The organism is Sanyastnella coralliicola, assembly GCF_030845195.1.
In the GTDB taxonomy this organism is placed as follows: Bacteria; Bacteroidota; Bacteroidia; order Flavobacteriales_D; family Sanyastnellaceae; genus Sanyastnella; species Sanyastnella coralliicola.
In genome coordinates, this window is sequence record NZ_CP132543.1 from 3,290,032 (window position 1) to 3,316,043 (window position 26,012).

Genomic DNA, 26,012 nt, shown 5'->3' on the forward strand with positions numbered 1-26,012 from the left:
GATGACAAAGGGAAACATTTTCCATGTCGCACGCTGATTTTTTGTGACGAATGGTTCAGCATCTTGGGAAATGGTATACTGATAATCAGTGATTTCAACCGTTCATACTTATCACCTATAACCTGATTAACAACACCTTAACGCAAAAAAGAAGATTTCTCTCACTGAAAACCCTTAGCTTAAGCCAATGACTTTCAGGCTACTTAATTTCCTTCTCTTCATCCTTCTATCTTCACTCACTCATGTGGGAATGGCGCAATCATGCCTTTCGGAAGGGCTCTACCTAAATGATCAATCACAGACACTAAACTTCGCTTCTGACTATCCAGATTGCACCACCATTGATGGCAACATTTACATTCAAGGTGTTTCAAATTTCGAGGGAATGGAGCAAATCACCCAGATCAACGGCACCATCATCTGCAATGAATGCGGAGGATTTACCAGCTTTGAAGGACTGAACAATGTGATTACTGTAGGAGGAATTTCAATTGATGAGGGAAGTTCATTCTCGTTCGAAGGGCTCGATAACCTGAATTTCGTGACCAACAATATTGACCTCGACGAGGCGAGTTTCGAAGACTTTACGGGATTAGAGAGCCTAATAACCATCGGAGGTTATCTAGAGATAAATGAAAATGGACCTAACAATTTGAATGGACTCCAATCACTGATTAGTATCGGAGGCAATCTCAGGATCACTGAGAGCAGCATCACAAGTTTGGAAGGTATGTCTTCTTTATCATCTATCGGAGGAACCCTCGAGGTGAGTGATTGCACCCTGATTCCTTCATTGTCCGATCTCGAGCCCATTGGCTTTGTGTTAGGTGGCTTAACCATTGACGATTGTGATCTCCTAATAGACTTAAGCGGAATAGATAACATCGGCTCTCTTCAGGGTGAAATAAGAATAGAAGGCAACGCATTACTTAATGACATCTCCGCTATTGCCAACTTTAACTCTGACGGCTTCACGTATCTCGAAATTGACTTTAATCCAATGCTCTCCGCTTGTTCAGTGGCTTCAGTCTGCGGTCATTTACTTTCAAACGGAGAAAATCTCATCAGTGACAATCTTGAAAATTGCAACAGCGCAGAAGAGGTCCTCTCTTTCTGTAGTGTGAATCTGGATGAAGTTTCAATCACAGACCAAATTCGAGTTCTTCAAGACGAGATATTCATCACTGGTGAAGCCCTCAACAACCCTCTCGTAATTTATACCACCACAGGCCAAATCGTAAGGTACTACGAACAAGCGCCGTCCTACCTTTGGATTGAAGATCTTCCCTCAGGAATCTATGTCATCAATCTACCCGATCAACCTGGAAAACACCTTCGGTTTGTTCATCCTTGATGCGTCTTAGGGTAGACTACACAATTTGAGCCCGTTTTTTTCTTCCTGATTGTTAGACACTTACAAATGTGTCCACCCTTTGTCCACCCCTATAATTAGGGTAGGAGGTGCGTGATCCACACATTTGTCTCATGTCAATCAACGCACACATTTCTATCGGCCTCTGGATCCTATTCATGGCATCCAGTATGGCCTCTTTCGGTCAGCTTGAAGTGCATCACTCGAGCATCGGAAACGCGGCCATCAAGAGTGGTTTTTCTGGCCAAGTTCTGGTCTCACATAGCTCCGGACAGTCAGGCGTAAATGGGACCCGTTCCACAGATCAATTTTTGGTCTTTGAAGGATTTCAGCAACCGATGACTTCGCAAGTCAGAAAGACCGAAAGCCTATTGATGGTAGACGCTTGGCCTAACCCGTTCCAAGATATCCTGACGATCCAAGTGGAGGGTGTCGAGACTTCTTCCATTCAGATCAGTGCTTATGATATGACCGGACGTCAACTTTACCAAGAGACCAGCACGGCCGCAACACAGAACCAAATCAACTTATCCCAGCTTCCTGCGGGCAGCTACCTCATCACCATTACTGACCAAGTCAACTCGGTCAGTCTTCAAGTCATCAAGCAATGAAACAGCTACTACTCATCGTCGTGACTTTGCTTCTTTGCGCGGTTTCTTCTCAAGCACAACAGGTGTTTGCTGAAGCAGGACGTGTCACCAGCAAATTCAACTACACCAATTCAGACGGACAAGAGCTTACCGGCCTCGTGAATCAAACGAATTTCCATTATGCGCTCGGCTATCGCCGGAATTTATCACCCCGCTTTCATGCATCAGGCGCCTTCACCTTCAATCAATACGGCTCTCTTGGAAACGATCCCGTATACGGCAACTCCTACGAATGGAGTGCCCGCTATTTTGGGATTAACGTGGGCATGGACTACGAGTTCTACAAAAAGAAAGAATGGTCATTCTTCACCCGCGCTTCCTTCGAGCCAGAATTCTTGATGTCGGGAAATCAAGTCGTCAATAACGAGATCTATGACCTCAATGGCGTAGAGCAATTCGATGAAACCTTCCTTTTTGTCAATGGAGGACTTGGTGTCAACTACTGTGCTGATGGTCGCGTGGTTGTTCGATTGAAATATGAATATGGCTACGGCTCACCTCTATTCACCACTGATCCAGAGACGCTTCGTTTCTCGGTTCATCGCTTAACCCTCGGCGTCATCGTCGGATCTAAATACTGCTCTTACTGCTACCAAAACTCATTGAAAGGATCATGAAAAAGCTAATCATCCTCATCCTCTGCGCTGTTGCCCTATTCCGCGTTAGCGCACAAACAGACGGCTTTAGTTATCAAGCCTTGATCATTGATCAAAACGCACAAGAAATCCCCGGGGTTGATATCACTGGAAACTACCTTGTTGAAGCTTCGATTTCACTGCTATTCACCGTGTACAACAGCGATTCTGACGTGGAATACCAGGAATTGCATGAGACGATGACAGATCGTTTCGGTATGGTCAATTTGATCATCGGAAGTGGTGAGCACACTGGTTTCGGAAATGAGTCTTTCAATATGATTGATTGGGACGGTACGGCGAAGGAGCTCGAAGTGCAGATTTCATATACAGGAACAGACTTCGAAGTTTTGAGTCGAGAAGAGCTGCTTTTCTTGCCTTACGCCTACCACCGTGATATTTATGCCGCAGGCGATCAAGTCATTGAAGGGAGTTCAACGTTGAATGGCGAAACGACGGTAAATAGCAACTTCTATGTCCTAAACGGCGGGAATGCGCTTTTCGGAGCAGACCTATTGGTTGAAGGAAACACTGATCTCATGGGTGAACTGAACGTTCTAAATAGCTCACCGACTTACCTCACAGGAAGTTTGACGGTTGACGGTTTGACTCAACTTAATGACAACTTCAATGTCAACAACGGCGCTGCTGCGTATTTCTCTGGGGATGCCACTTTTGATGGTGATGTGACTTTCAACGCTGGCGCGGAATTTCTTGATCTCTCGGTGACGAATACCACCACAATGAATGGTCCGGCTACGGCAGAATCAACGTTCGAAGTAAACGGAGAGACTTCCCTCAACGATCAAGTAATCATCGATGCAGACATCAATGGTGATCAGTTTGCGTTCGACAGCTACCCGCTTATCGTTGAAGGATCAAACCAGGGAATCCTGATCAAGGTGGATGGCACGGCTAACGAATCAAAGAACTTCCTCACTTTCATTAATGGTAGCGATCAGGCAGTTGGTCGTGTTGAAGGACAAACTCTTGACGAGCTTCAAAGCAGTTTCCGTTTCATTTGGGATGTTGTGATGGGTGGATTAGAGCAAGCCTTCATTGCTGCAGAAGGAGCTGCATGTAGCGCCCAGCTGGACATCGGTGAGGCTACAGTGATGGTGTTAAATACGGCTGTAATGGGCGCACAATGGGTTGAGTTAACGGCGTACTACGAGTTAAATGTAGGCTGCAACTTCAGCTCAGGTGGTGCTGATTATGCTGAATACCTTCCAAAAATGAATCCTGCAGAGCAGTTTCACCCAGGTCAAGTTGTGGGTGTGCACGCCGGACAAATTGCCTACAACACAGCGAATGCTGATCACTACATGGTGGTTTCTACCAACCCTATTGTACTGGGGAATATGCCTGAAGAAGGCAAAGAATCTGACTACGCCGTGATTGGTTTCATCGGCCAGGTTCCAACCCAAGTCCTCGGTCAGGTAAACGAAGGCGATTACATCTTACCTAGCGGAAATAATGATGGATTTGGCGTGGCGTTTTCACCCGAAGAATTGCCTACCCATCGCTTCAACGAAATCATCGGTATTGCTTGGGAAAGCGGTGATAACATTGGTTCTAACATCGTCAATGTGGCTGTTGGGCTCAACACAAATGACCTTGCGCAACGTGTTGCTGAAACAGAACGTGAATTGGCTTCTATGAAGTCAGAAATGGAACTGTTGAAGTCAATGATTGCTTCCTTAGCCAATGGTGATGATCCTTCTTTCGCTAGCGCGGAAACGGGTAGGGATGCATCTGCTTCAGCAGCGAGTTATGATAACAGTCTGGCGAAGTCAATGGTGCCTTCCACGTCTGAACAAGTTCAGTTTGAAGAGTGGCTCGAAGACTACCAAGAAATATTCGTGGCGCACATGACACACGTCAAAGGAAAATTAAACGAAATCGGAGCTGACTATCAGCAATACCCTGACTTGGCGATGTTGTTGGATGATCCTATAACAGGATTAAAGAAAATGCACAGCGGAGAGCTTCTCGCGGGTGTTTGGTCTGAGTATGCGAAGCGTTACCAGATTAAGTAATCGCCAAGATCACTGACTCTAGACTTTCGTTCGATTCTAGCTCCATTTTCTTTCTCAGACGGTACCTGGATTTCTTAACACCGTCTTCAGAAATCGAAAGAATGGTGGCAATCTGCTTCGAACTAAGGTTCATCTTCAACAGAGCAGCAAGGCGCAACTCACCTTTACTCAAGCTCCCATACTGAGCTTGAAGATTGGCGAAGAATGACGCATTTATATCCGTAAACGTACGGGTGAACTCGTCCCAGTTATTGTCGATGCGTTTATCGAAGTCGATTTTCTGCGTGAGCGCCCTTGTTTCACTCTGTTCATTACTCTTCTTCTCTAACTCTTTGAGCTCTTGGTTAATCTGCGCCAAGAGCTCATTTTTTTGCGCCAAGTGTAATGCTGATGAAGTCAATTCTCGGTTCTTAAACTCGAGCTGATCTTCTAGTCGTCCGCGTTCAAGATTTGCTACTTGGATTTCAGCCTCGTGCAGTTCTTTGGCTTTTCTGCGACGTCCGACTTCACGAACGATAATCACGGAAGACAATAACACCACCACTACCAAAATGGCGATCAAGGTATTCCGTTGGAGACGTTCCATTTCCTTTTCACTTTCAAGCCGTTGAATTTCTTGTTCTCTCTTCAACGAATCGAATTCTTCGCGTAGGGCCAAGACCTCTTTTGAACGCTCCAATTCGAAGATGGAGTCGTTCATCGCTGCCTGTAGTTTGAATGATTCTAAGGCTAGTTTATCCTCGCCTCTGGCGGAATAGACATCACTCAAGGTCAAGTGGATATCGCGTTTGCGTTCGAACATCAATCCATCTTGTGCCAAGGCTAGTGCTTGCTCACCGTAGTACAGCGCACTGTCCAACTCTCCGAGCGATAACTTGGCCTTACTGATTTCATTGATGTAGTCTGCCGCCTTTTCATCTCGTCCTCGTAGCTCATTGTACTTGAGGGCCCTTCTCGCTTCGATTAACGCATTATCCGGGTCTCCCATGAGGTTGCTGATAATGGCGCGGTTACCATGGGCACTCATGAGACCTTCAGTGAATTGTGCTTCTTCGTACAACGCAATGATGGGAGCATAGAGCTCGTAAGCTTCTTCGTACTTACCCATGGATTTATAGAGTAGTCCAAGGTTCCCTCGAGCTGCAGCCGCACTGTAAGGATCATTGATTGATTCACTCAATACTATCGATTCAAGGAGGCTTTCTTCCGCGCTAGCGAAATTCTCTTGCCGCTTATGAAGAATACCCATACCCAACATCGCACTGGCCAGCTCAAGCGTATCCTTACTTGCCACGGCTAAATCGTAGGAGTAGAGGTAGACCTCCATCGCTTCATCATGGCGATCTGCCATGTTTAACAACCAGCCTTTCTTGGACAAAACGAATAGTAGGTTCGCGGTGTCTTTGCGCATTTCACGAATCTGCTGTGCATCGTTTAACCAAAACAACGCCGAGTCTTCTTGACCCATATCGGTATGCGTAACCCCCAACGAAACCGCTGAGTACGCCATTTCATTCGTATCTCCCTCTTTCGTGGCGAGGTCATAGGCTATGTGGTAGTAATAAAGGGCGCTGTCGAGATACGGACTGTAAAAAAAGTTCTCGCCCTTAATCTGAACCGCATTGATCTTTGCTTTGAAGATGCCCTCTTTCTCTCCAATCTCCGCGAGTTCATCTGCAATGCGCATGGCATCAGGACGTGTTTCTGTCCACAAGATGTAATCCCATGCTGAGTCAGCTTTCATCTTGATGTATTCATCAGATGTTTGGGCGATGGAAAGAAGAGGAAAACAAAAAAGAGCCAGAAAAAATCCGGCGTTGGTTAGGGTACGGCGCATTCATGCAATATACGCCGAAAGTAAATTACAGTACTGATTCAGAGTGCATTCCGAAAGTGTTGAAATGCTCTTGATAGTAAGCTTGAAATTCAGAAGGCTCAATTCGCTTCACAGAGCGTTCATCCCCATTGGTCACCACTAGCTTATCATGGGTTAATGTGACTCTTCCGTTTGCAGTTCGCAGGGTAGCTAAGGTGCCTTGTGTGAAAATACTCTCTGGCGAATGCTGGTGATACCTGAACATCGGTGCAAACTCTTCAATCGTTCGAGGCACCAAGGTGAAGAGATACAATGACTTCCAATGACGACGATTTCGTGAATGCTCTACCACCATATATCTTCGATCAAAGCGACTGATGCGATAGTACTCCCCTTGATCTTCTTGGATCATTCCTTCTTCAATCACAAGAGGTATGCTTGAGAATGATCCGAAGCCTACGTCTACCAGGTACTTCTTCCCCCCATGCGCCACCATCAACGCCAGGTGATCAAACTCAGGTCCGAGATCTCCAGATTTCGAAAACACCCTGGCACTGATCATACGTACTCGAAAGTGCGATTGACGAAGGAGCAAACAAAACAAGTAATTGAGTTCGTAACAGAAACCACCCCTACTCTGATCAAGGATCTTGGCCACCAAGTCGTGCCATTCCAGACTGAGAGGCTGCTGATTTCTGATATCAATATTCTCAAAAGGAATGACTTCCTGATGTCGCCGATGAAGATCCATCAGCAACTTCAGATCAGCCGATTTCGGTATAGCCATGCCGAGTCGAGCTGCATACTTTTTATGGATGAGAGAGGTATCCATTCGCAATTGTTAGCATACTTGGTACATAAAAGACAAGCAAATCCCGAAAAGGATGTCTGACATGCGGTTCACTTAACAATTATTTGAAACACAGAAAGCATGCCAGAAAAACCCTGCTTACCTTGGCTTTATGATCATAGAATGTCAAGGCAAAACCCCTGAACTAGGAAAAGACTGTTTCATTGCTCCTAACGCCACGCTGATTGGAGAACTTACGGCGGGTAACCAATGCAGCTTTTGGTTCAATGCCGTCGTTCGCGCTGACGTCCACTTTATCAAGCTCGGAGACCGCGTAAATGTGCAAGATGGTGCGATCATTCACTGTACTTACAAGAAGGCCGCGACCACCATTGGCAACGATGTGAGCATCGGCCATAACGCAATTGTGCACGGCTGCACCATTGATGATCATGTGCTTATCGGCATGGGCAGCATCGTTATGGATGGATGCCATGTTTCATCCGGATCGATCATTGCCGCTGGGGCTGTATTGAAAGAAGGAACACAAGTAGGGCCCGGTGAAATTTGGGCTGGTGTTCCAGCCAAGAAGGTCAAAGAAATGGATGCAGGTCAGTCTATTGAGCGTTTGCAGCAACTTGCTTCCAATTACGTCATGTATGGTAGCTGGTTCAAGTGATCAATCCCAAATCCGAAGTTCTTCCAGGCTAATGCGCTCTTTGAAGAAGATGCGCGTGCTTTTTTCGAATGAAGAGGTCTTATCAGATACGATGAACCGGTAATCTGCTTTGCGCTGGCTTTCGAGTTGGTGTTCTTTTAGTGTTTTCGCTATCGCGGAAGCGACTATCCCTGGAGAGTCGAGGATTTCTACTTTACCATCATAAAAAGCCTTCACCTCACGCTTAATCAAAGGATAGTGCGTGCAGCCAAGTATCAATGCCTGAATCTCGCTCAGTGATTTCTTCTCGAGGTAATTATGGATGATGGATTGACTAATTGTATTCCGGAAGAATCCCTCTTCAATCATCGGGGCAAGTAGTGGTGTTGCCAGCGAAGCTACTTTTACCGAAGCATCTGCCTTCTTGATTCTCCGCGGATAGATGCGTGAATCCACTGTTCCTTTTGTTCCGATGATTCCCACTTTCTTTCCCTGATAACGATCCACGACTTCGTTGACTACCGGATCAATCACATTGATCACCGGTACATTAGGACCAACGACATCTTTGACTGTTTGAAAGGCATGTGATGAGGCCGTGTTACAGGCGATGACAATCATCTTACACCCTTGATCAGAAAGAAAGTGAGCAATGCGCGCAGCATAATGACGAATCAATTCAGGAGACTTGTCACCATACGGGAGGTGGGCGGTATCGCCGAAGTACACCAAAGACTCATTCGGCAATTTCTTGCGAATGGCATTGGCTACGGTCAAACCGCCAATTCCTGAATCAAAGATGCCAATTGGTGCTTCCATCGACTTCAAAAGAATAAAAAAAAGCACTCCGAAGAGTGCTTTTCTATTATTTGTGGTGGTTTTTATTCCATTCCGAGCTTGGCTTTCACCAAGTCCATCACGTCTTCACCTCCGTTGTACACGGTTACACCAGTCGATGTATCGAAGATGTAAGTGAATCCGTTCTCTTTACCAACGGCCTCAATCGCTTCTTTCGCGCGGTCGAGCATTGGTGTCAATAGTGTCTCTTCCAATTTTGCAAGGTCTTGCTGAGCTGTCACAGAGAAGTCTTGAATTCCTTGCTGTAGGTTTTGCAATTCAACCTCTTTCGAGCTGCGGATTGCATCCGGCCAAGTGTTCACTTTCTGCTGGTACTCTTCGTACTTCGCTTGGAATGATGCCTGCATGTTCTGAAGCTCTTGTTCGTAAACAAGCGCCTCTTGTTCGATCTTACCTTGGATCTCAGTTGTTTCAGGCATGCTTGCCAACAATGCGCTCGAATCAATGTGTCCGAACTTCTGCGCTAGAGTTGGAACTGCAAGTAGTGCAGTAAAAATGGTGAGTAAAAGCGTGCGCTTCATAATCTATGCTTCGTTGTATTAAGTCCTATTTTCTTTTCATTTGAGTGTCTCCACCACCACCGCGGTTTCCGCCAGCAGCTCCTGAGTTACCCTTATTTCCTCCAGAGTTGGCTCCACCTTTGTCGCCGCCTCCGTCTTTATCGTCTTCTACCAGTTCTCCTGGCGTGTAACCCATCTTCTTGATCACGTCATCGCTGAGATCATATTTAGGGTTGGTGTAGAGCATGTTGCTCTGGTTACTCTTGTCGAAGATTACGTAGTATCCACGGCTGTCTGCCACCTTTTGGATTCCTTCGTAAAGCTTGTCTTGAACCGGTTTGATCAGTTCCTCTCGCTTCTGGAAAAGTTCGCCATCCACACCGAATTTCGCCTTCTGCATTTCCTGTGCTTCCATGCGTTTCGTGCGAATCTCATCTTCACGACGCTGACGCATTTCCTGTGTAAGGAGCACCTTCTCCGCTTTGTATGATTCCTCCAACAAACGGATGGCTTCATACTTCGCTTCGATCTCCACTTGCCAGTCAGCCGCAAGGCGGTTCAACTCAGCTTGTGCTTCCGTGTATTCCGGCATGTGCTTCAGAATGTAGTCGGTATCTACATATCCGAACTTCTGGGCAGATGACATCGTCGGCAAGAGTAGCAAAAAGGCAAACGCTGCAAGTATGTTCTTCATTTTAAAATTGTTTCAGGCTCAGGAAGGCGAAATTAAATATTTCTATGTCACAGTTCTCCAAGATTCATGCCAATGCTGAAATGGAACTGTCCTTGGGTCATATTTGGGACTTCTGGAATGTCGTCCAATCTCCATCCGTAATCCAGTCCGAGTAGACCGAACATTGGTAGGAAGATTCGAAGACCAACACCCCCTGCTCTCTTTACATTGAACGGGTTGAAGTCACGAACATTTGCCCATGTATTACCTGCCTCCAAGAAGCTAAGTGCGTAAATAGTTGCGTTCGGATTCGTTGAAAGTGGGTAGCGGAGTTCAACTCCGTACTTCACAATCGATGGTGAACCTGTATTAGGGTTCGGGTAGGTCACAGAAAGGTCATCGTACCCACGAAGGTTTACGATTTCACGTCCGTCAAGTACGAAACCAGAAAGGAAGACCCCTCCGAGGTAGAATCGTTCGAAAGGTGAAAGACCAATGTCGCTGTTGTAAAGTCCGAGAACACCCATACCGAAGTTCGCGTTGAGGACCAGCTTGCGGTTGTTTTCCTCGCTACCTTTCGTCAGTGGCGTGTACCAGTTCGCAGTGAACTTCCACTTGTGGTACTCTACCCATTTGAACTTCTCTTCATCGGTCATTGATGCGTAGTCAACATCTTCTCCAAGAACGTTCTTGCGGATGAATGAGTATGGCGCAGTGGCCTTAAAGCTAAACTTCACATTCGACCCCCAGGTCGGGAAGATCGGATCGGCTACCGAGTTACGTTGGATTGAGAAGTTCAATGCCAAGTTGTTCGATTTACCGTTCGCGAATGAGAAGAAACTCTGGAAGTTATTCAGGTCAAAGTGCTGGTAGCTAATTCCAGCGTACATCAAGAACCAGTCATCTGGACGCTTCCAACGCTGTCCGAAACCGATGCTAGCTCCTGTAATATTCAATGACTGACGCAGCGGGTTGGCTTCGCCATCAATCGTACGTCGCTGTCCGTTACTCTGTATTGAGTGATAAACACCGAAGGTTAATGAGTTCGGCTTCTTACCACCCAACCAAGGCTCAGTAAATGACAGGTTGTAGCTCTGGAAGAACACCCCGTTCGACTGCGCTCGAATGCTCAATTGCTGTCCGTCACCTGAAGGGATTGGGCGCCAAGCATCTTTCTTGAACATGCGACGAAGTGAGAAGTTGGTGAAGCTCAAACCGAGGGTACCCACCACACGGCCTCCACCCCAACCACCAGAAAGCTCAATCTGATCGGAAGGTTTTTCTTCAACTACGTATTCAATGTCTACCGTTCCTTCATCATCGTTCTGGATTGGATTCACCTGGAAGGCTTCCGGGTTGAAGTAATTCAATCGCGCAAGCTCTCGCTGTGTACGAATGATATCTGTTCTAGAGAAGAGGGCTCCTGGCTTGGTCTTGATCTCGCGGTAAATTACGTGATCGTTTGTCTTGGTATTTCCTACCACAGTCACTCGTCCAATGCGGAACTGCTTACCCTCGTACATTCTCACTTCAATATCGATCGAGTCATTCTCAACCAATACTTCTACTGGGAACGCCTGGAACTGGAGGTATCCATCATCCTGGTAAAGACTTGTGATGTCTAGTCCTTTCGGGTTCATGTAGAGACGCGTTTCCAACATCTGTGCGTCGTAAACGTCCCCTGATTTGATTTTTAGGATCGAATCAAGCTGCGAACTTCTGTATTTCGTGTTACCACTGAAGTAGATGTTTCTGAAGTAGAACTGCGTTCCTTCATCTACGGTGATGTCAATGGCAATGCGATTATCAGCGGTGCGGTAAATGCTATCAGAAACAATACGCGCATTGCGGAAACCTTTCGCGTTATACTTCGCAATGAGGGCTTCCTTGTCTCCTTCGTAGCTCTCCTCAATGTACTTTGAGCTCTTGAACACCCGCCACCAAGCCTTCTGCTTGGTTTCTTTCATTGAACGAGCTAGTTTCTTCTCGCTCATCTCTTCAACCCCAACAAAGTTGATTTCAGAAATCTTCACGCGCTGGCCTTTATTCACCTTGATGGCCATCTTCACGCTATTCTCAATCTGGTCATACGGCTCTGTGGTCACCGTCACGTCAGCGTTCAAGAATCCTTTATCGATGTAGTGATCAATGATCTTCTTCTTGGTAGTAGCTATCAAGTTTTCATTGACAATTCGTCCAGAGTAAAGATCAAGTAGCTCTCGCAGGCTTTCACGCTCAGAGCGTTTCAAACCAGGGAAGTTATATTTCCCCAGTCGAGGCATCTCCTTCAAGTCGATGACCAAGAAGATCTCGGTACCACGAACTTCCGCGGCGTAAATCGAGATATCGCTAAAAAGCTGCTGACGCCAAAGATTTCTAATGGCCTGTGTGATATCGTCACCAGGTACGGTAATCTCTTGACCTACTTGAATCCCAGCAAAAAGTTTGATGGCTTGCACATCACTGAATTCCACACCTGTCACGGTAACTCCGGCAACAGTGTAGGTAGATGGCAAACTATAATCAACTACTTCACCGAGGCGGGTTACCTGCGCTGAAGCAAATAAGGCGACATGACATACCAGGAAAATGAGGACGTTCCTAAGCATTACTTTTCTTCGTTCGTTAGAGTGATCTGTTCTGCTGTCTTCCCGAAACGTCGTTGGCGCTGTTGGTAAGCCTTGATCGCGTCGTAAAGATCGCTTTCGCGGAAATCCGGCCAGAATTTCGGAGTGAAGTACAACTCTGCATAAGCGATTTGCCACAGCAAAAAGTTACTTATACGTTGTTCACCACTGGTTCTGATCATCAGTTCCGGGTCTGGTATATCCTGTGTTGTTAGGTGCTTGGTGATCAATTCTTCATCGATCTCATTGGCTTTCACTCCAGAGGCTACGATCGAGCGAACCGCTTCCACGATTTCCCAACGTGCACTGTAGCTCAATGCCAAAACCAATTGAATTCCTTTGTTTGATGCAGTGCGTTCCATGGCCGCTTCGAGCTGAAGCTTTGCCTTCGGCGGAAGGCTGTCTAACGCGCCAATAGCGCGTAAACGCACATCATTTTGATCGAGTTCGCTCACCTCATCAACGATGGTTTGAACGAGCAGATCCATGAGGGCTGCAACCTCCTCTTGAGGACGGTTCCAGTTCTCCGTAGAAAATGCATAGAGTGTGAGGTAGTTCACGCCCAGTTTGCGTGCTCCTTTCAGCGCAGAGCGCACTGATTCAACCCCATTAAAATGGCCAAAGATGCGTTCTTGGCCTTTTTCACGAGCCCAACGTCCATTGCCGTCCATAATAATGGCGACATGCTGCGGAATATTATTCTGATCAATGCCCTCGATCTCCCCCATGCAATTGGTGTTGTTTTGGTCATTCTCCTAACGGAGTAGAACGCAGGATATGCGCAGTTAAGCAATTTTAACAACGCAGCTCCGCAGTTCAGCGGCAAATGTACCCAAAAAGAAGGGGACTTCCTTACTGATTCCAACAGCTTGTTGGGGGCTTTCCTAAACGGATGGAAAGGGTTACAGTGGTGAAATTGAACCAATCGCGTCTACCCGGGTCTCCTCGCTGCAGTCCGGCGTTGTTCTCAAGGTCTCCCTCGAGTCCTAAACTGCGGTCTGAAAGGATGACTGCGAGCTCTCCACTTTCGTCAGCCAGAACAGCTGGATTCGCATAAGTGGTTGACACGTCGTCAAGATAATCGGTGTATGTCTTGCGCATCCCCCATTCTAGAGAGATGGCTACAATGCTGAACAGGTTGGCTTTTAGTCCAACACCGAATGGAATTGACACTCCATTCAAACTGTATGGCGCTTCTCCTTCAGAGGTTCCTTGACCTTCTGTTCCTAATGGCTGAAGCTCGTACCAACGTCCTAAGTAGTTCGCTTGCGGCTTGTGTGAGTAGTACCCAAGACCAAGAAAAACGTAAGGGGAAATTGGATCCTTACGGTTTCCAATTTGATAGTCCACGTAGTTCAACTCTACCGTTACAGAACCTTCAATGATTTCGTTTCGGAAACTCAGGTTACGGTTTTGTTGCCAGAGATCGTCACTATCAGCGTCTGTTGCTTCGATGGTTCCGTAGAATACTTGGCCCTTGATAGACCAACGCTTGTCTAGATTCTCTCGGTACATCGCGCCTCCACCTACTCGTAACGTTCCGTTGAAGTGTTGGTATGGGTTGATGTCTCCGATGTAGTATGAAGTACCAGCTACCAAACCGAATTCTCGACTGGTTTCGAACTTCTTTCCTTGAGCGGAGAGATCAATTCCTGCGGTTAGCAGAAATAAAGATGATATGAAAGCGACAATTAAACGCATACCGCACTATAAACGAGATATTTCCAATTGTGTTGCAAAAGTAGTCGAAACCTTAATTCCTTCGATCAATTCCCCACAGTAACTTATTGCGAATCGTCTGGAAGAAATGCTGATCTTCCATATCGATCAATTTCATCCGGAAAGCCGCTGTAGAAAGGACTACCTGGGCTCCAGCCTTCAAGCTATAACTATGCGAATCCAAGGTTAGAAGGAATTCTTCTGCTCGTCCTTCAGCACGCAAACGAATTTTACAATCATTCGGCACTACCAGTGGACGAACATTCAAATTGTGCGGTGCAATTGGAGTAAGGATGAAATTTTCAGACCCTGGCATCACAATCGGACCTCCACAACTTAAGCTGTAAGCCGTAGACCCTGTTGGTGTGGCCACGATCAGCCCATCTGCCCAATAGGTATTGATGAACTTATCGTCTTTATAGGCATCCACTGTCACCATCGAAGCATCTTCCTTTTTGTGGATCGTCACTTCGTTGAGCGCATATGGGAAATCAATATCTGTGAGATCAGGACAATCAACCTTGATCAAAGAACGCTCATCGATTTTGTACTCTTTGTTCTCTAGCGCATCAATGGCCTGGCCGATTTCATCTGTTGGAATGTTCGAAAGGAACCCGAGACGTCCTGTATTGATACCAAGCACAGGAATGTCTTTGTCTCGGATAACACCGAGGGTATCAAGCAAGGTTCCATCACCTCCAATGGAGATCATGACATCTGCCCCTTCGATTTCTGTATGGTCGTGGAATATTTCTGCTTTCGCAGGAAGCGCGATTCCGATCTCATTCAAGAAACGACTAAATCGCTCTCCAACGAGAAGATCATGCCCTCTAATCACGAGCATATCGAGTAGACCAGTTATGGCATCGATGTACTCGGTTTCGAAGCGTTTACCAAAGACTGCGAGCTTCATGCTTACGAAGGTATCAATATTCTATGGGGAAAAGAGGATCAGGTATTGAGATAGCGCATCAGCTCATCATAGCGATTGCGCAGGTCATCCTGATAGTTCGGCGCATCATAAGTAGCCTTAATGGTGTAATTGTAACGCTGCAAGGTCTGCACGATTCCGCGAATGCTTGTTTCGTTGATCTTGAGCGAGACTTGCACCATTCTGCTATCGCCCATTCGAGCTACTGAAGCACTCAATACCTTGGCATCATTTGCTTCTACGTGGCGGGCAATGTCACCAAGAGAGTAATCGACATCGTTCATTTCAAGAACAATGACTGAACCTTCTTGACGAACCGCTGTGAGGTCTGCCAAACACTCGATGATATGGAACGGAAGGATTTCTCCGAGGTAATTTCCTTCTTCATCCACTACAGCCACCATGCTGAGTTTGTAGTCAACCATCAATTCAATCACGTCGAAGATGTGCACCTTCGGACTAACCTTGATATCGATCAATTCAAACTCGCCAACATTATTCTGAACACCTTCTGCGCTGAGCAGCACTGATTCGTCGAGAAGACCAAGAAACTTCTTTCCGTCAAGTACAGCCAGATGGCCTACTTTCCAGTCATCCATGTATTGGATTGCGGTTTCTATACTGTCTTTCGCGATCAGCGAAGGAATTTCGTTCGTTATGATGTTATTGATGTCCATGTGTTTTCCAGCTACAGATAGCCCTACCTTTGCGTCAACAAGTTAACCGCATGAGGGCTGCCTCTGTTTAAAGGACGTTGAATTTTTAAACAAGTTGTTCAACAGATGAGAAAAACTTCTGTCAGATTAAGCGTAAATATTAACAAGATCGCCACCATCCGTAATGCTCGAGGTGGGAATACGCCGAATGTGGCCCTCGCGGCCAAAAACACTGAAGCCTTTGGTGCTGAGGGAATTACAGTTCACCCAAGGCCTGATCAACGTCACATCACCTACGCCGACGTTCGAGAATTAAAGGAAATTGTGACAACAGAATTTAACGTTGAGGGGTATCCTAACGCTGAATTCATGAAGCTCGTTGAGGAGGTAAAACCACACCAAGTGACGCTTGTCCCAGACCCACCGGGTGTACTAACAAGCAACGCTGGATGGAACACCATTGAGCATGCCGATTTCTTGAAAGATGTCATTGCCCAGCTTTCTTCATGGGGAGCGCGCACCAGTGTATTCATCGAAACTGATGAAGCCATGATTGAAGGCGCGAAAGCATGTGGTTCAGATCGAATTGAGTTGTACACAGAAGCTTATGCTACCGGTTTTGCGAAAAACCCTGAGGAGGCTGTTGCCCCTTTTGTTCGATCAGCAGCATTTGCCAGAGACATTGGATTGGGCGTGAACGCAGGTCACGATTTGAACTTAGATAACCTGGCTTTCTTCGCTCAAGAAGTGAAAGGACTGCAAGAAGTTTCCATAGGCCATGCACTCATAAGCGACGCCTTGTACTATGGATTAGAGAACACGGTTCAAATGTACCTCGGCAAACTCTAGCACATGGAATTGTTCTACCGAAAAATTGGTGAGGAAGGAAGACCTCTCATTATTCTTCACGGACTGTTTGGCTCGGGAGATAATTGGCAAACGTTAGCACGCAGCTATGCGGAAGACCACCAAGTCTACCTTGTTGACCAACGCAACCACGGTCGTTCTCCTCATGCTGATGAGTTCAGTTACGAATTGATGGCTGATGACCTCGCCAAATTTGTGGAAGATCACGATTTGACCGACGTTGATATGATTGGTCATTCGATGGGTGGAAAAACAGCGATGCTCTTTGCTTCAGAGCATAGTTATGCCTTGAATAAACTCATCGTTGCTGACATGGCTCCAAAGCCATACCCTCTTCACCACCAAAAGATACTAGAGGCACTGATGACAGCTGACCTAAATTCCCTTGGCACCCGAGGAGCTGTTGGTAAACACCTCGAACAACACATTGAAGAAGAGGGAGTGCGTCAGTTCCTACTGAAGAATCTTTATTGGAAGAACAAAGGAGAACTCGCTTGGCGATTCAATGTTCCGGTGCTGAACCGAGAGATCGGGGTAATTGTAGACGAAACCGACCAACAGATCTGTTTGACAGATACATTATTCGTTAGAGGTAGCGAATCAAACTACATAACTGACGAAGATCAGTTTTACCTTTCTCACTACTTCCCAAACTCTGAGTTAGAGACGATAAACGGCGCTGGACACTGGCTTCACGCCGAAGCGCCTGAAACTTTCTTAGCTGTCACTCGTACCTTTTTGGAGGCACTCTAACGACTAAAGTCGATTTACTGTCGACGAAATGTTGTATTTTTGTGATAACTGACAATCTACTTATAACTAAAAAACTCATAATGCAGCGATCTATTAACCGGATCTTCCTTGCATCAGCGGTGGTATTGCTCACGCTTGCCGGCTGTAAGAAAGACAAGACCGATGATCAAACTACCGAAGTGGTAGATCTTGATGCTCAGCTCCGTGAAGTACTTGAAACGGCGTCGAATGGACAGGGGCTAAATTATTTCATTCTTCCGGAGAGCGATCAGTTCTCACTGATTCCGCAAGACCCATTGAACCCATTGAACACTGCCAAGGTTGAACTTGGTCGTTTGTTGTTCCATGAAACGGGGATAGGTCTTAATCCCAGATTAGAAATTGGTACTGGGACTTTTTCGTGTGCGACTTGTCATCACTCAGCGGCTGGATTTCAGGCCAATGTTCGACAAGGGATAGGAGAAGGTGGCATTGGATTTGGGATGTCAGGTGAAGGGCGAGAAGCCAATCCAGCTTACCCTGCTGACTCAATGGATATACAAACGCGCCGTTCTCCTACTATTATGAACAGTGCATATCAAGATGTAATGCTATGGAATGGACAGTTCGGAGCCACTGGAGTGAATGAAGGCACAGAGTCTCAATGGACGCCAGGGACACCTATTTTCAACAACAACTTTGGCCATCAAGGAGTTGAAACACAAGCTATTGCTGGATTAACCGTCCATCGTAGTCTTATCAACGAAGAAATATGTCAAGAAATCGACTTGTATGAAGAACTATTTGACATAGCATTCCCGGATTGGCCAGAAGCAACGCGTTATACCAACAGAACTGGAGGTTTAGCGATTGCAGCTTATGAAAGAACAATATTGGCCAACCAATCACCATGGCAAGACTGGCTTCGTGGAAACACAAACGCCATGACTGACAGCGAAAAACGTGGTGCAACGTTGTTCTTCTCTAAAGCAGAATGTAACAGCTGCCATTCGGGACCTGCCCTTAGCAGCATGACTTTCTACGGTATCGGGATGAATGACTTGTCTGGCCCAGATGTCATCAATGGAACTGACGACGATAAAGGACGTGGTGGATTCACTGGTAATCCTGAAGATGAATACAAATTCAAGACTCCTCAGTTATATAACCTTAGAGACTCACCTTTCTTTGGCCACGGAGGAACTTTCACTTCTGTTCGTCAAGTTATCGAATACAAGAATAATGCGGTTGCCGAAAACATGAATGTTCCTGCTTCACAATTGGCAGAAGAATTCCATGCACTTCAATTGACAGAACAAGAGATTGATGACCTTGTGAACTTCATTGAATACGCATTGTACGATCCAAACTTGGTGCGTTACACACCGGATGCACTTCCTAGCGGACAGTGTTTCCCGAACAATGACGCGATCTCTCAGATTGACCAAGGTTGTATCGAATAAAGACACCAACTACTAAACAAGATGGCGCCTTCCTTCGGGGAGGCGCTTTTCTTTTTAGGAAACTTCCACCAAGACTTGGCGGTAGGCTGAGAACAGTCGAGACTTAGAGACAAAGCCAATGTACTTTCCTTGCTCATCGACCACAGGCAGGTTCCAGGCTACAGAATCATCGAATTTAGACACCACCGTTTCCATCCGATCTGAAAGGTGAATGATCTCCGGCGGGAGTGTCATTAGCTCATTTACTTTGACATCGTCGTACAGCTCTGTATTGAACATAATCGATCGAATGTCATCCAACATGAGGATACCTATCAGTCGTTCAGCAGGATCAACTACTGCAAAGATGTTTCGCTTACTGTTACTGACAACAGCAATTAATTCACGCAAGGAGTCTTCCGGTTGAATGGTCGCAAAGTTGGTTTCGATTTCATCTTTGAGACTCATCAAGGTCAACACTGCTTTGTCTTTGTTATGCGTAATCAACTCCCCTTTCGCAGCCAGCTCGCGGGTATAGATCGTGTGTTTCGTGAAGAGTCGACTGGTGTAATAAGCTATTCCGGCGGTAGCCATTAGAGGAACAAAAAGCTGATAGCCCCCACTAATTTCAGCGATCAAGAAGATGGAGGTCAAGGGCGCATGAAGCACTCCGGCCATCAAGCCAGCCATTCCTAACAAGGCAAAATTACCAACGGGGATATCGCCGGCTGCGGGAGTCTTCTGCAAGACCTTCGCAACTAAGTATCCAAAGGTTCCTCCCATGAAAAGCGTAGGGGCGAAAATTCCACCAACTCCACCAGAGCCGAGTGTAATTCCGGTAGCCACTACCTTCAACACCATCAAAGCAAAGAGGAAACCGAGCAGATACCACGACTCCATCGACACTTCAAAGAAAACTGAGTTGACAGTGGTTTCCCTAAGATCATCACGGAGGAATGCATTCAGGATATCATAACCCTCACCATAAAGCGGAGGGAATACCAAGATGATACCTCCGAGTAACATTCCGCCGAAGGCGACACGAACCCAACCGTTCTTAATCGCGTTCATCCGATGGGTAATCCACAAGTAAATGCGATTGAAATAGAACGAGAACACCCCACAACCAATCCCCAATACCACATAGTAAAACAAGTAGCGCGCCTTGAACGGAGCCACTTCATCAAGACTCAGGAGTTGTCCGTCATTCACAAAAAGGTAGGTGGTCAACAATGCCGACAGCGAAGCCATCAAGAGCGGAACTAAGCTGGCCGTAGTCAAGTCAATCATAATCACCTCAACGGCAAAAATGATCGCTGCCACCGGTGCTTTAAATATGGCCGCCAAAGAACCAGCCGCGGCACATCCAATCATCAGAATGCGCGTTTTGTAGTTCATCTTCAGCGAAGCGGCGATGTTAGACCCGATGCTTGCACTCGATTGGACCGCAGGCGCCTCCAGTCCGGCGCTTCCCCCGAAACCCACAGTGAAAATACTGGTGATGATGGAGGCAAACATCTGCTTTCGACGAAGCTGCCCTTTTCGTTTACTAATGGCGTATAACGTGGAAGGGATTCCAGGCCCGGGGTGGACACCTTTCAAGAATCGTTTGACGATTAAAAGTGTCAGAAGAATACCGATGCCTGGGTAAATGGCGTAAAGCCAGTTTAGGCCGTCAATGGCAAAGTTCTCGGTGAGTAGCCGACGAATTCCGAATACTATATTCTTGAGGATGACGGCTACAAGACCTGAGGCTATACCCACAGCGATGCTCATGAGTATCAAGGCATGCTTTTGGCGAATAGAAAGAAGGTAAGCTCTCAGACGTTCCATCAGGGGAGATCAGTGGCACAAATCTATTGGAAAACCTCCATGACACCCAACAAAAACGCCGGATACAAGACCCGGCGCCTGATGAGAAAAAAATAGATCGGTGCGTTCATTGTCAGAAAACTGCATTCAGCTTTCTTACATTCAACTCTATGAAGTTACGTTTCCTCATTTCGAGAAGTGTAGGACTACTGATAAGCCATCTGTAGGAATATTCTGACACCAGGCATGGTTGGTAAAAAACCACCGGTTGGGGCCGGTGGCTGCCTATTGAGATCATCATGTTTGCTAAAAGTGAACAGTGGTATAGGATGGATGATCCGACCTTGAATAGGTCATTAGACGATACGAAGCTAAGTGGTTCATTTCCATATGATGTAGGACACTGACACCCATCCTTCCTAGGAAAATTCCTACACGCTTAGGAGCTATCACATGAGATATTGCTATTTTCGACCTGTAAAGCAGTTACGACCCAATACGCCATGAGTAAGAAGATCCTAGTACCTACTGATTTCACCAAAGTTGGTGACACAGCCCTAAACCACGCTATCACTGTTGGTAAAGCGATTGACGCTGAAGTGAATGTGCTTCACGTTATCGAGAACAAGAAGTTCATTTCTGAGGCTCGCCTAAAGCTTGAAACGCTAGCTGACCGAGTGAAGCAAGAGAGTGGATTCGAGATCAACACGATCGTTCGTATCGGTAGCATCTTCGAAGACATTGACGATGTGGCGACAGAGATGGGTGCTAGCATGATTATCATGGGAACACACGGAATGAAAGGAATGCAATTCATTACTGGAAGCCGTGCCCTGCGTATCGTAACTGATTCTACTATTCCGTTCATCGTTGTTCAGGAGAAAGGCATCCGCGAAGGTGGTTACGACGACATCGTTGTGCCTTTGGACCTTCACAAGGAAACAAAGCAAAAGCTTTCGTTGGTAGCAGATATGGCGAAGTACTTCAACAGCCGCGTTCACCTCATCTCTCCAGGAGAAACGGATGAATTCCTTAAGAATCAACTCGACCGTAACATCACTTACGCCAAAGGTTTCCTTTCGGAGCGTGAGATTGAGTTCGATGTAGAGATTAGTGAGTCAAAGAGCTCTGGATTTGCGAAGGCCGTTGTGAAATACGCTTCTTCGATTGATGCAGACTTGATTACGATCATGAACTTCTACGAGAACAGTTTGATCAGCATCATCGGTGGTGGTTACGAGCAGCAGATGATCACAAATGAAGCGCAGATTCCAGTAATGTGTTTGAACCCGAAAGACAGCTATGTCATGAGTGGTTCAGTCTTCTCTGGATAATCAGACGCGAATTCCGATTACCAAGATATCGTCTACTTGATCTAGACTCTTTTTCCAGCGAACGAATGTTTCGTTCAATTTCTGGTGCTGCACATCCATGGGCAGATCAGAGATAGATAAGAGGGTTTCTCTAAAGCGCTTCTTCAAGAACTTCTTGCCTCTATCTCCTCCGAATTGATCCACATATCCGTCAGAGAAGGCGTAGATCGCATCTCCTTTCTCCAGCTGAAATTTGTGGTTGGTGTACTCGCGTTCACCGAAGCGGAAGGAGCCAATGGAGAAGTTATCAGCCTTCAGTTGGATAATCTCTTTGTTTCGGATGATATACAATGGGTTGTATGCCCCTGCATATTCCAACTCAAGACTTTCCATATCAATCGTCACCATGGCTAGGTCCATGCCGTCAGAGACGCCTGTTTCTGACTCTTCGCTGCGCAAGGCTTCGGCGGCAAGTCGGTTGAGGTTATTCAGAATTTGAGATGGCCGCGTGAACACCTTCGTTACCTGGTTGAGTACGTTGTGACCCACCAGACTCATGAAGGCTCCTGGCACCCCGTGTCCTGTACAGTCAACGGCGGCAAAGATGTTCTTCTTTCCAGTGGTCTTGAACCAGTAGAAGTCACCAGAAACGATATCCCTCGGACGATACATGACAAAGGAATCAGGGAACATATCCAAGACAAACTCTTTGGTTGGAAGGATGGCTTGCTGGAGGCGCTTCGCGTAGTTAATGGAGTCTGTGAGGTCTTTGTAAAGCTCAGTTACCCGCTCCTTCTGGCGTTCAATTTCTTCTTTTTGCTGCACCACTTCGTTGGTACGCTCCTCTACCTTTCGCTCGAGGTGGCGTTCACTGGCGGCAAGATCGTCGCGCATTTTCAGCAGCGCAAAGCCAAGCTCATCATCTTCAGAAAGTGGTGTATAGGTAGCTTCGAAGTTTCCAGAACCCACTTGGGCAGAGAACTCTCTTGTTTTCTTTAAGCCGTCCACGAGACGATTGACTGCGAAGGCCATTTGTCCTATTTCATCGGAAGTCACTTCAACGGTAGAGCGAGGGTAGATCCCTTTACCGAGGTAGAGCAGTGTGCGCTTCAGTTCATTTACCGGACGAACAATGGAACGCGATACCAAGAAGGCAATGACTACTCCCACAATCAGAATGAAGATGGAGATGTTTCCTGCGAGAAAGCGCAGACGATCGCCTAAAGCATCACTACGTTGCGTAGCACTGAGCAGATTGCTTCGCTGGGCTTGTAGTAGTCGATCAATTTGTCCTTTCGCTGAGCGTAACTCTGTATCAATTCCCTCATCTGGTAGGAGGAGGAACTCGATATCCATCCGGGTCATTTGATCTGCGTAGCTCTCAAAATCAGGGAGCTTGACCATGACTTGCTGGTACAAGATGAACAGTCGTTCCATGGTTGTATTGAGACTGTCTAAGACGAACTGCTCTTCATTGTTCCATTCTGTACTGAGTGAATCGAGGGTGCTTAGTTGACTTGGTATCTCTGTCCCAATGAGCGTGCGCATGTTGCGCTTTTCGAGCACATCGTCTCGCGACTGCACGGTTCCCCAATAGCGGATGAGGAGTTCACTATAGCTGAGTTGGGTGGATAGTTCTTCAACAGCTTCGATCCCAGGAGCGTACACCTCGTTGATCTCGCGATTGATTGATCGCGATTCACTCAAGGTATTAGATGTCAAGAAGAATAGGACGCCCGTTACCACAACGAACATCCCAAAACCGACACCGATCTTCCATGGGATAGTAAACCTGAAGTTCATGAAGGCTAGTCTTGCGGTTTACCGTCAGTGATTAACTTCTCTAGCTCTTCTTGGTAAGCCATGGCAGTCTCACGATCACTTAGTGAGCGGTAGATTGCCATGAGTCCTTTAAGGGTATCTGCGTGTTCAGGCTGTGCCTCGTGTGCTGCAAGCATGAACGGCAGGGCTTGCTTAAACAAGGCAACACATTCGTCCTGAATGCGAATTAATTCAAAGATTTCCGTGTTGTGATCGATCTTACGAATCTTGTAAACTCCTTTGTTGTAGTAGTTGACAGCCAGGTTGTAGTTCGCCTGAAAATCTTCAGGAGCCACCTCTAGGGCCATCTTGTAAAAGTCAACCATTTTATCAAAGTAGATCACTTTGGTACCGTCTTCCTTTTCGTAGAGAATACGGCAGGCCTTCCCCATGTTCTTATAGAACTCGAGGTCTTGTTCTTTGTGATCTTTCGCTGGTTCGATGTGAACGTACAGCTCCTTGTATCGCTGGTAGAATTGAAGCGGGAATTCAAGGTTCGACTCATTGAGCGATTTCGTCAACAGAACCGCATCATTGTAGTAGGTTAACGACAAGTATTTGAGGGCGTTCACGTTGTTTTCACGGTATTCCCCCTTTCCATCGAGTTTCATGGAATGCAGAATGGCTTCCACCGCTACTTCGCGGTTTTCACTGAAGGGATTGCCTTTCTCAATCTGCTTAAAGATCTCTTTGAAAATGAATCCTTTCACGAACCAAGTGTAGGCTTGGTCTTTCTCTTCGCTCGATTGCAGGGCATCAAGAATCTGTGTTCTTGCCGCCATCAGATCTCCTGTTTGGTAAATCCGTACAGCCTCTTCGGTTTTTGGAGTTCCCTGTGCTAGGCTGAACAACGGAGCGATGATCAGCAACAAGGCACCAAGGCGTTGAATCATTCGCTGACTGACCATAGTATGATGGTTGAACCGAAGGTGATGCCCTTTTTCTGAGCTGCTTCGGAGTTAATAATGTATTTCGTTGCGTTGTCTACGACGACAAAACTGATGCAGGCACCACTGTTGATGAACGACTTGTCGTCGGCAACCACCAAAGTGGGGGCGTCTCCAACGGAGCTAATGACTTTCTTGAATTCACTCGACATGGCTCTATCGACATAGATCATGTGATAGAATTCATCAAAGTTGGCGCTGGTGATTTCTTCCACTTCCACTACCTGACTACCTACGGCGTGGGTCGCGAATTTGTTGAGGAAATTCTCGTACACGCTGCTATTGCCGAATATCCCAACCTTGAAGGGCCCTGTTTTGGCGTCTTCTGGCCAGTCATTCGAAGTAGCAAATTTGAAAAGGTAACTCGCTTTGAAAACCGCTACGGTATCATCGTCTTCAACCTGCGGATCAGTCTGGTCAGGACTTTGCAGCCAAACAGACAAGAGAGCTGCCATACCTAACCAAAAGAGTTTCATACGCGCAAAGTGTCGTCAGTAGGATCAAATATAAAAAGCCCCAACCTTTGAAGGTCAGGGCTTTCGGGTCTTTTTAAACGCTTAGATGTGGATACTTACGCCTCTTCTTCAAGACTGTGCATCCCTTCAAGATCGCGGTCGAAGAGATAGAGCCCTCCTTTATCATTTCCGATCAAGCTCAACTTGTCTAGGATCGTGCGCGCTAGTGCTTCTTCCTCGATCTGCTCACTTACGTACCACTGCATAAAGTTGTGCGTAGTGTAGTCTTTCTCAGACAAGCAGATATCAACAACATTGTTGATCTCAGCGGTTACTTTCGTTTCGTGTTCTAATAGGGATTCAAACACTTCTTGAATGCCACTCCATGATTTTGGCGGCTGCGCAAGCATTGGAATCTCGGCTTTTCCGCCGCGTTCGTTAACGAACTTCACCAACTTCATCATGTGCATGCGCTCCTCATCAGAGTGCATGTACAGAAATGCTGCCGTTCCATTCAGTCCTTCAGTCTCTGCCCATGAAGCCATGGCGAGGTAGACCTGAGATGACTCAGCCTCAATTTTGATTTGTTGATTTAGTGCGTCTTCAATCTTCTTTGCTAACATATTCCTTTTGCTTGTTTGATATTTTAACAGCTGGATTTGCTGCATGTTTCAAAGCTAGTAAAAGCTGTCGAACGCG

Annotated in this window: 24 protein-coding genes; 9 read left to right on the forward strand and 15 right to left on the reverse strand. The window is 46.5% G+C overall.

Translation table 11 applies throughout. The features are described from left to right. Positions 1-187: 187 nt before the first annotated feature. The 4 genes from RA156_RS13740 (at position 188) to RA156_RS13755 (ending at position 4,696) form a co-directional block, all read left to right on the forward strand. Entirely contained in the window at positions 188-1,354 is a 1,167-nt protein-coding gene (locus RA156_RS13740) for a hypothetical protein (protein WP_306640878.1), read from the forward strand. Between the two features lie 131 nt (positions 1,355-1,485). Then, entirely contained in the window at positions 1,486-1,983 is a 498-nt protein-coding gene (locus tag RA156_RS13745; RefSeq protein ID WP_306640880.1) for a T9SS type A sorting domain-containing protein, read from the forward strand. Further along, positions 1,980-2,639 (forward strand): outer membrane beta-barrel protein, encoded by a 660-nt coding sequence (locus RA156_RS13750; RefSeq protein ID WP_306640881.1) that lies wholly within the window; start codon positions 1,980-1,982, stop codon positions 2,637-2,639. The genes RA156_RS13745 and RA156_RS13750 overlap by 4 nt, the downstream gene beginning before the upstream one ends. Beyond that, positions 2,636-4,696: a hypothetical protein gene (locus RA156_RS13755; RefSeq protein ID WP_306640882.1), complete on the forward strand. Its 2,061-nt coding sequence runs from the start codon at positions 2,636-2,638 to the stop codon at positions 4,694-4,696. The genes RA156_RS13750 and RA156_RS13755 overlap by 4 nt, the downstream gene beginning before the upstream one ends. Here the strand turns inward: RA156_RS13755 and RA156_RS13760 are convergent. Then, positions 4,689-6,533: a tetratricopeptide repeat protein gene (locus RA156_RS13760; RefSeq protein WP_306640883.1), complete on the reverse strand. Its 1,845-nt coding sequence runs from the start codon at positions 6,531-6,533 to the stop codon at positions 4,689-4,691. The two genes, RA156_RS13755 and RA156_RS13760, sit on opposite strands and share 8 nt — an antisense overlap. Before the next feature lie 25 nt (positions 6,534-6,558). Continuing rightward, the gene (locus RA156_RS13765; protein WP_306640884.1) at positions 6,559-7,344 is read right to left on the reverse strand and encodes an arylamine N-acetyltransferase family protein; all 786 of its coding nucleotides are present in this window, start codon (positions 7,342-7,344) and stop codon (positions 6,559-6,561) included. 130 nt (positions 7,345-7,474) lie between these two features. Between RA156_RS13765 and RA156_RS13770 the strand changes: the two genes are divergently transcribed. Further along, positions 7,475-7,981: a gamma carbonic anhydrase family protein gene (locus RA156_RS13770; RefSeq protein ID WP_306640885.1), complete on the forward strand. Its 507-nt coding sequence runs from the start codon at positions 7,475-7,477 to the stop codon at positions 7,979-7,981. On the opposite strand, the gene murI is transcribed toward RA156_RS13770, so the two are convergent. The 8 genes from murI to RA156_RS13810 all read right to left on the reverse strand — a co-directional run bounded on the left by murI (position 7,982) and on the right by RA156_RS13810 (position 15,945). Beyond that, positions 7,982-8,779 carry a glutamate racemase gene (gene murI / locus RA156_RS13775; RefSeq protein WP_306640886.1) on the reverse strand — a complete coding sequence of 266 codons (798 nt, stop codon included), beginning with the start codon at positions 8,777-8,779 and terminating at the stop codon, positions 7,982-7,984. 62 nt (positions 8,780-8,841) lie between these two features. Then, complete coding sequence (locus RA156_RS13780; protein WP_306640887.1) at positions 8,842-9,339, reverse strand: OmpH/Skp family outer membrane protein; 498 nt, start codon at positions 9,337-9,339, stop codon at positions 8,842-8,844. A 25-nt stretch (positions 9,340-9,364) separates the two neighbouring features. Beyond that, entirely contained in the window at positions 9,365-10,012 is a 648-nt protein-coding gene (locus RA156_RS13785; RefSeq protein WP_306640888.1) for an OmpH/Skp family outer membrane protein, read from the reverse strand. A 47-nt stretch (positions 10,013-10,059) separates the two neighbouring features. After that, positions 10,060-12,600, reverse strand: coding sequence for an outer membrane protein assembly factor BamA (gene bamA / locus RA156_RS13790; protein ID WP_306640889.1), 2,541 nt, complete (start codon positions 12,598-12,600; stop codon positions 10,060-10,062). Next, positions 12,600-13,346, reverse strand: a complete 747-nt coding sequence (gene uppS, locus RA156_RS13795) for an undecaprenyl pyrophosphate synthase (RefSeq protein WP_306640892.1) — start codon at positions 13,344-13,346, stop codon at positions 12,600-12,602. Before uppS ends, bamA begins: the two co-directional genes overlap by 1 nt. A 124-nt stretch (positions 13,347-13,470) precedes the next feature. Next, positions 13,471-14,319, reverse strand: coding sequence for a type IX secretion system protein PorG (gene porG, locus RA156_RS13800; RefSeq protein WP_306640893.1), 849 nt, complete (start codon positions 14,317-14,319; stop codon positions 13,471-13,473). A gap of 52 nt (positions 14,320-14,371) precedes the next feature. After that, positions 14,372-15,250, reverse strand: coding sequence for an NAD kinase (locus tag RA156_RS13805; protein WP_306640895.1), 879 nt, complete (start codon positions 15,248-15,250; stop codon positions 14,372-14,374). Positions 15,251-15,288: 38 nt separating this feature from the next. Continuing rightward, a complete protein-coding gene (locus RA156_RS13810; protein WP_306640897.1) occupies positions 15,289-15,945 on the reverse strand; it encodes a CBS domain-containing protein in 657 nt (218 codons plus the stop codon). Between the two features lie 105 nt (positions 15,946-16,050). Between RA156_RS13810 and RA156_RS13815 the strand changes: the two genes are divergently transcribed. The 3 genes from RA156_RS13815 (at position 16,051) to RA156_RS13825 (ending at position 18,986) form a co-directional block, all read left to right on the forward strand. Next, positions 16,051-16,773, forward strand: a complete 723-nt coding sequence (locus RA156_RS13815) for a pyridoxine 5'-phosphate synthase (RefSeq protein ID WP_306640898.1) — start codon at positions 16,051-16,053, stop codon at positions 16,771-16,773. A gap of 3 nt (positions 16,774-16,776) precedes the next feature. Further along, complete coding sequence (locus RA156_RS13820) at positions 16,777-17,544, forward strand: alpha/beta fold hydrolase (RefSeq protein WP_306640899.1); 768 nt, start codon at positions 16,777-16,779, stop codon at positions 17,542-17,544. An 80-nt stretch (positions 17,545-17,624) separates the two neighbouring features. After that, positions 17,625-18,986 carry a cytochrome-c peroxidase gene (locus tag RA156_RS13825; protein ID WP_306640900.1) on the forward strand — a complete coding sequence of 454 codons (1,362 nt, stop codon included), beginning with the start codon at positions 17,625-17,627 and terminating at the stop codon, positions 18,984-18,986. 54 nt (positions 18,987-19,040) lie between these two features. Here the strand turns inward: RA156_RS13825 and RA156_RS13830 are convergent, their stop codons facing one another. After that, positions 19,041-20,798, reverse strand: a complete 1,758-nt coding sequence (locus RA156_RS13830; RefSeq protein ID WP_306640902.1) for a chloride channel protein — start codon at positions 20,796-20,798, stop codon at positions 19,041-19,043. Between the two features lie 482 nt (positions 20,799-21,280). Here RA156_RS13830 and RA156_RS13835 point away from each other — a divergent pair, with 482 nt between their 5' ends. Beyond that, positions 21,281-22,111: a universal stress protein gene (locus RA156_RS13835; protein ID WP_306640904.1), complete on the forward strand. Its 831-nt coding sequence runs from the start codon at positions 21,281-21,283 to the stop codon at positions 22,109-22,111. On the opposite strand, the gene RA156_RS13840 is transcribed toward RA156_RS13835, so the two are convergent. The 4 genes from RA156_RS13840 to RA156_RS13855 form a co-directional block, all read right to left on the reverse strand. Further along, a complete protein-coding gene (locus RA156_RS13840; protein WP_306640905.1) occupies positions 22,112-23,893 on the reverse strand; it encodes a SpoIIE family protein phosphatase in 1,782 nt (593 codons plus the stop codon). A 5-nt stretch (positions 23,894-23,898) separates the two neighbouring features. Continuing rightward, a complete protein-coding gene (locus RA156_RS13845; protein WP_306640906.1) occupies positions 23,899-24,819 on the reverse strand; it encodes a hypothetical protein in 921 nt (306 codons plus the stop codon). After that, positions 24,801-25,334 (reverse strand): YfiR family protein, encoded by a 534-nt coding sequence (locus RA156_RS13850; protein ID WP_306640908.1) that lies wholly within the window; start codon positions 25,332-25,334, stop codon positions 24,801-24,803. The genes RA156_RS13845 and RA156_RS13850 overlap by 19 nt, the downstream gene beginning before the upstream one ends. A 95-nt stretch (positions 25,335-25,429) precedes the next feature. Then, a complete protein-coding gene (locus tag RA156_RS13855; RefSeq protein ID WP_306640910.1) occupies positions 25,430-25,936 on the reverse strand; it encodes a ferritin in 507 nt (168 codons plus the stop codon). Positions 25,937-26,012: the final 76 nt, after the last annotated feature.

Coding starts and splice junctions, on each gene's coding strand:
- RA156_RS13740 (WP_306640878.1), top strand. CDS start 188: ATGACTTTCAGGCTACTTAATTTCCTTCTCTTCATCCTTCTATCTTCA.
- RA156_RS13745 (WP_306640880.1), top strand. CDS start 1,486: ATGTCAATCAACGCACACATTTCTATCGGCCTCTGGATCCTATTCATG.
- RA156_RS13750 (WP_306640881.1), top strand. CDS start 1,980: ATGAAACAGCTACTACTCATCGTCGTGACTTTGCTTCTTTGCGCGGTT.
- RA156_RS13755 (WP_306640882.1), top strand. CDS start 2,636: ATGAAAAAGCTAATCATCCTCATCCTCTGCGCTGTTGCCCTATTCCGC.
- RA156_RS13760 (WP_306640883.1), bottom strand. CDS start 6,533: ATGCGCCGTACCCTAACCAACGCCGGATTTTTTCTGGCTCTTTTTTGT.
- RA156_RS13765 (WP_306640884.1), bottom strand. CDS start 7,344: ATGGATACCTCTCTCATCCATAAAAAGTATGCAGCTCGACTCGGCATG.
- RA156_RS13770 (WP_306640885.1), top strand. CDS start 7,475: ATGATCATAGAATGTCAAGGCAAAACCCCTGAACTAGGAAAAGACTGT.
- murI (WP_306640886.1), bottom strand. CDS start 8,779: ATGGAAGCACCAATTGGCATCTTTGATTCAGGAATTGGCGGTTTGACC.
- RA156_RS13780 (WP_306640887.1), bottom strand. CDS start 9,339: ATGAAGCGCACGCTTTTACTCACCATTTTTACTGCACTACTTGCAGTT.
- RA156_RS13785 (WP_306640888.1), bottom strand. CDS start 10,012: ATGAAGAACATACTTGCAGCGTTTGCCTTTTTGCTACTCTTGCCGACG.
- bamA (WP_306640889.1), bottom strand. CDS start 12,600: ATGCTTAGGAACGTCCTCATTTTCCTGGTATGTCATGTCGCCTTATTT.
- uppS (WP_306640892.1), bottom strand. CDS start 13,346: ATGGGGGAGATCGAGGGCATTGATCAGAATAATATTCCGCAGCATGTC.
- porG (WP_306640893.1), bottom strand. CDS start 14,319: ATGCGTTTAATTGTCGCTTTCATATCATCTTTATTTCTGCTAACCGCA.
- RA156_RS13805 (WP_306640895.1), bottom strand. CDS start 15,250: ATGAAGCTCGCAGTCTTTGGTAAACGCTTCGAAACCGAGTACATCGAT.
- RA156_RS13810 (WP_306640897.1), bottom strand. CDS start 15,945: ATGGACATCAATAACATCATAACGAACGAAATTCCTTCGCTGATCGCG.
- RA156_RS13815 (WP_306640898.1), top strand. CDS start 16,051: ATGAGAAAAACTTCTGTCAGATTAAGCGTAAATATTAACAAGATCGCC.
- RA156_RS13820 (WP_306640899.1), top strand. CDS start 16,777: ATGGAATTGTTCTACCGAAAAATTGGTGAGGAAGGAAGACCTCTCATT.
- RA156_RS13825 (WP_306640900.1), top strand. CDS start 17,625: ATGCAGCGATCTATTAACCGGATCTTCCTTGCATCAGCGGTGGTATTG.
- RA156_RS13830 (WP_306640902.1), bottom strand. CDS start 20,798: ATGGAACGTCTGAGAGCTTACCTTCTTTCTATTCGCCAAAAGCATGCC.
- RA156_RS13835 (WP_306640904.1), top strand. CDS start 21,281: ATGAGTAAGAAGATCCTAGTACCTACTGATTTCACCAAAGTTGGTGAC.
- RA156_RS13840 (WP_306640905.1), bottom strand. CDS start 23,893: ATGAACTTCAGGTTTACTATCCCATGGAAGATCGGTGTCGGTTTTGGG.
- RA156_RS13845 (WP_306640906.1), bottom strand. CDS start 24,819: ATGGTCAGTCAGCGAATGATTCAACGCCTTGGTGCCTTGTTGCTGATC.
- RA156_RS13850 (WP_306640908.1), bottom strand. CDS start 25,334: ATGAAACTCTTTTGGTTAGGTATGGCAGCTCTCTTGTCTGTTTGGCTG.
- RA156_RS13855 (WP_306640910.1), bottom strand. CDS start 25,936: ATGTTAGCAAAGAAGATTGAAGACGCACTAAATCAACAAATCAAAATT.